Source organism: Streptomyces sp. RP5T (assembly GCF_003933965.1).
In the GTDB taxonomy this organism is placed as follows: domain Bacteria; phylum Actinomycetota; class Actinomycetes; order Streptomycetales; family Streptomycetaceae; genus Streptomyces.
The window spans coordinates 1-3,866 of record NZ_RSAJ01000711.1 but is presented as its reverse complement, the minus strand read 5'-3'; the positions used below and the strand labels follow the sequence as shown (position 1 = coordinate 3,866).

Here is a 3,866-nt window from a genome sequence, read left to right as displayed (position 1 = left end):
CGCTGTCACCGGGCCTCCGCCGCGCACTTCCGCCGTCCGCCCTCCGCAGCCGCCCAGAACCCCTGGTCGGGCCGCGTTGTCAGTGGGGAGTCGTACGGTTGACTCCATGCGGCCCGTTTCCCACATCGAACGTACGGTGGCGCCTTTCGAGGTCGTCAGCTCCTACCAGCCCAGCGGCGACCAGCCGGCGGCGATCGCCGAGCTGGCCAAGCGCATCGAGGCAGGTGAGAAGGACGTCGTCCTGCTCGGCGCGACCGGTACCGGAAAGTCCGCCACCACGGCGTGGATGATCGAGAAGCTCCAGCGCCCCACCCTCGTGATGGCGCCGAACAAGACGCTGGCCGCCCAGCTGGCGAACGAGTTCCGCGAACTGCTGCCGAACAACGCGGTCGAATACTTCGTCTCGTACTACGACTACTACCAGCCCGAGGCATACGTCCCGCAGTCGGACACCTACATCGAGAAGGACTCCTCGATCAACGAGGAGGTCGAGCGGCTGCGCCACTCCGCGACCAACTCGCTGCTCACCCGCCGTGACGTCGTCGTGGTCGCCTCCGTCTCCTGCATCTACGGCCTCGGCACACCCCAGGAGTACGTGGACCGCATGGTCCCCCTCAAGGTCGGCGACGAGATCGACCGCGACCAGCTCCTGCGCCGCTTCGTGGACATCCAGTACACGCGCAACGACCTGGCGTTCACCCGGGGCACCTTCCGGGTCCGCGGCGACACCATCGAGATCTTCCCGGTCTACGAGGAGCTCGCCGTCCGCATCGAGATGTTCGGCGACGAGATCGAGGCCCTCTCGACACTCCACCCGCTCACCGGCGAGATCATCAGCGACGACGACCACCTGTACGTCTTTCCCGCCTCCCACTACGTCGCAGGCCCTGAGCGCATGGAGCGGGCCGTCAACGACATCGAGAAGGAGCTCGGGGAGCGCCTGGCCGAGCTGGAGAAGCAGGGCAAGCTCCTGGAGGCCCAGCGCCTGAGGATGCGCACCACCTACGACCTGGAGATGCTCCGCCAGATCGGCTCCTGCTCCGGCGTGGAGAACTACTCGATGCACTTCGACGGCCGCCTGCCCGGCTCCCCGCCGAACACCCTGCTGGACTACTTCCCGGACGACTTCCTGCTCGTCATCGACGAGTCGCACGTGACCGTCCCCCAGATCGGCGCGATGTACGAGGGCGACGCCTCCCGCAAGCGCACCCTCGTCGACCACGGCTTCCGCCTTCCCTCGGCTCTGGACAACCGCCCCCTGAAATGGGAGGAGTTCACGGAACGCATCGGCCAGACCGTCTACCTGTCGGCGACACCCGGCAAGTACGAGCTCTCGCGCGGGGACGGAGTCGTCGAGCAGATCATCCGCCCCACCGGCCTGGTCGACCCCGAGGTCGTCGTCAAGCCCACCGAGGGCCAGATCGACGACCTGGTGCACGAGATCCGCAGCCGCACCGAGAAGGACGAGCGCGTCCTGGTGACCACGCTCACCAAGAAGATGGCCGAGGACCTCACCGACTACTTCCTGGAACTCGGCATCCAGGTCCGCTACCTGCACAGCGACGTCGACACCCTGCGCCGCGTGGAGCTGCTGCGCGAGCTGCGTTCCGGAGAGTTCGACGTCCTGGTCGGCATCAACCTCCTCAGGGAGGGCCTCGACCTTCCCGAGGTGTCCCTGGTGGCGATCCTGGACGCCGACAAGGAGGGCTTCCTGCGCTCCGGCACCTCCCTGATCCAGACCATCGGCCGTGCCGCGCGCAATGTCTCCGGCCAGGTCCACATGTACGCCGACAAGATCACCCCGGCGATGGAGAAGGCCATCGAGGAGACCAACCGCCGCCGGGAGAAGCAGGTCGCGTACAACAAGGAGCGGGGCATCGACCCCCAGCCGCTGCGCAAGAAGATCAACGACATCGTCGCGCAGATCGCCCGCGAGGACGTGGACACCGAGCAGTTGCTCGGCTCCGGCTACCGCAAGGGCAAGGACGGCAAGGCCGCCAAGGCCCCCGTGCCCGCGCTCGGCGGCAAGGCGGCCGGCACCAAGGCCGCCAAGGGCAAGGCCAAGGACACCGTCCCGACGGACCGCCCGGCGGCCGAACTCACCGAGCAGATCGAGGAGATGACGGCACGCATGCGTGCGGCCGCCGCGGATCTCCAGTTCGAGATCGCGGCCCGGCTGCGCGACGAGGTCTCCGAGATGAAGAAGGAGCTCAGGCAGATGAAGGAGGCGGGCCTGGCCTGACCGCCTCGCACTGTGTTGCAAGACCGACACAAAGTGCGCTGCGGGGTGCGTCACGGTCGGCGGCCCTGCGTAGGGTTCTGACCACCGCGGGGACCGCGGCAACAGGGGACAGCAGCGAGAGGGGTTCGGCGCGTGACCGTCAACATGACCAAGGGTCAGGCCATCAGCCTGCAGAAGAACGACGGAGGCAGCCTGACCGCGGTGCGCATGGGCCTCGGCTGGCAGGCCGCTCCCCGGCGCGGCCTGTTCGGCTCGCGCACCCGGGAGGTCGACCTCGACGCCTCCGCCGTCCTGTTCGCGGACAAGCAGCCCGTCGACGTCGTCTTCTTCCGCCACCTGGTGAGCGACGACGGTTCGGTCAAGCACACCGGTGACAACCTCGTCGGCGGCGTCGGCCAGGGCGGCGACGACGAGGCGATCCTGGTCGACCTCTCCCGTGTCCCGGTCCATGTCGACCAGATCGTCTTCACCGTGAACTCCTTCACGGGCCAGACCTTCCAGGAGGTGCAGAACGCCTTCTGCCGCCTGGTCGACGAGACCAACGGCCAGGAGCTCGCCCGCTACACGCTCGCCGGCGGCGGAGCCTACACCGCCCAGATCATGGCGAAGGTGCACCGCACGGGCCCGGGCTGGACCATGACGGCCCTCGGCACCCCGGCCAACGGCCGCACCTTCCAGGACCTGATGCCGGCGATCCTGCCGCACCTGTAACCGGCCGGCGAGCGGCACCCGAGCGACACCACGACACGGGGGGAGAAGGCGATGACGGCCGAGCTGGTGCGGGGGCAGAACCACCCGCTCTCCCAGGCCCGACTCGAGATCCGGATCGCGGCCGGCACGCCGATCGTGGCCGGAGCCACGCTCGGTGACGAGCACGGCCGGGTGCACGGCGTCGAGGGTGTCCTGCACCCGGGCGCCCCCACCCTGCCGGGCCTGGAGGTCTCCCGGCAGGCGGCCGCCGACCACCGCCTCGCCGTCGACCTCGGCGCGGTGCCCGAGGCCGTCCACCGGGTCCATGTCCTGCTCGCGCTGCCCGCGACGGGCGGCCCCGTGCGCTTCGGTGCCGTCGCCGCCCCCTTCGTCGCGGTCACGGGCCTGGACGGCAGCGAACTCGCCAGCTACACCATCACCGGCCTGGACGCCGAGTCGGCGGTGGTCGCTCTGGAGCTCTACCGCCGCCAGGGAGCCTGGAAGGTACGCGCCGTGGGGCAGGGCTACGCGGGCGGCCTGGCCGAACTCCTCACCGACCAGGGCCTCGCCCAGGCCCGACAGCTCGCCCACGACATCCACGAGGCGGTGGCCCGGAGCCTGGCCCGCGCGGTACCGCTGCCACCCCCGCTCACGGCGGACGGCGACCGTCCCCGGCAGTCGGCCGCACCGGCGCAGGGCGCGGACCAGGGATCGTCCGCGGCCCAGGGCACCCCGGGTGCCGTACCGCCGCAGCCGTCGGCGAACACCCCGCAGCACCTGTCGCCGTACGGCACACCGACCCCGCCACCGACGCCTGCGGGCGGTCCGGCCCCCGGCACCCCGCAGCCCGCCTCGCCCTACGGCGCGCAGGGCGCTTCGGCGGCAGGCGCGCCGCAGTCGGGATTCACCGCGGCGTCCGCGGACAGCACCGGGC

At 70.3% G+C, this 3,866-nt stretch carries 3 protein-coding genes; all 3 read left to right on the top strand.

What is annotated here, in order from left to right:
* Positions 1-106 precede the first annotated feature (106 nt).
* Positions 107-2,242, top strand: a complete 2,136-nt coding sequence (uvrB, locus tag EHS43_RS39645; RefSeq protein ID WP_125195408.1) for an excinuclease ABC subunit UvrB — start codon at positions 107-109, stop codon at positions 2,240-2,242.
* A 132-nt stretch (positions 2,243-2,374) separates the two neighbouring features.
* The gene (locus tag EHS43_RS39640; RefSeq protein WP_125195407.1) at positions 2,375-2,953 is read left to right on the top strand and encodes a TerD family protein; all 579 of its coding nucleotides are present in this window, start codon (positions 2,375-2,377) and stop codon (positions 2,951-2,953) included.
* Between the two features lie 51 nt (positions 2,954-3,004).
* On the top strand, positions 3,005-3,866 hold an 862-nt coding region (locus EHS43_RS39635; protein WP_260470924.1), incomplete at its 3' end, for a TerD family protein.

What these genes read in the sequence shown, in the direction of transcription:
- uvrB (WP_125195408.1), top strand. Translation starts at nt 107, where the DNA reads ATGCGGCCCGTTTCCCACATCGAACGTACGGTGGCGCCTTTCGAGGTC.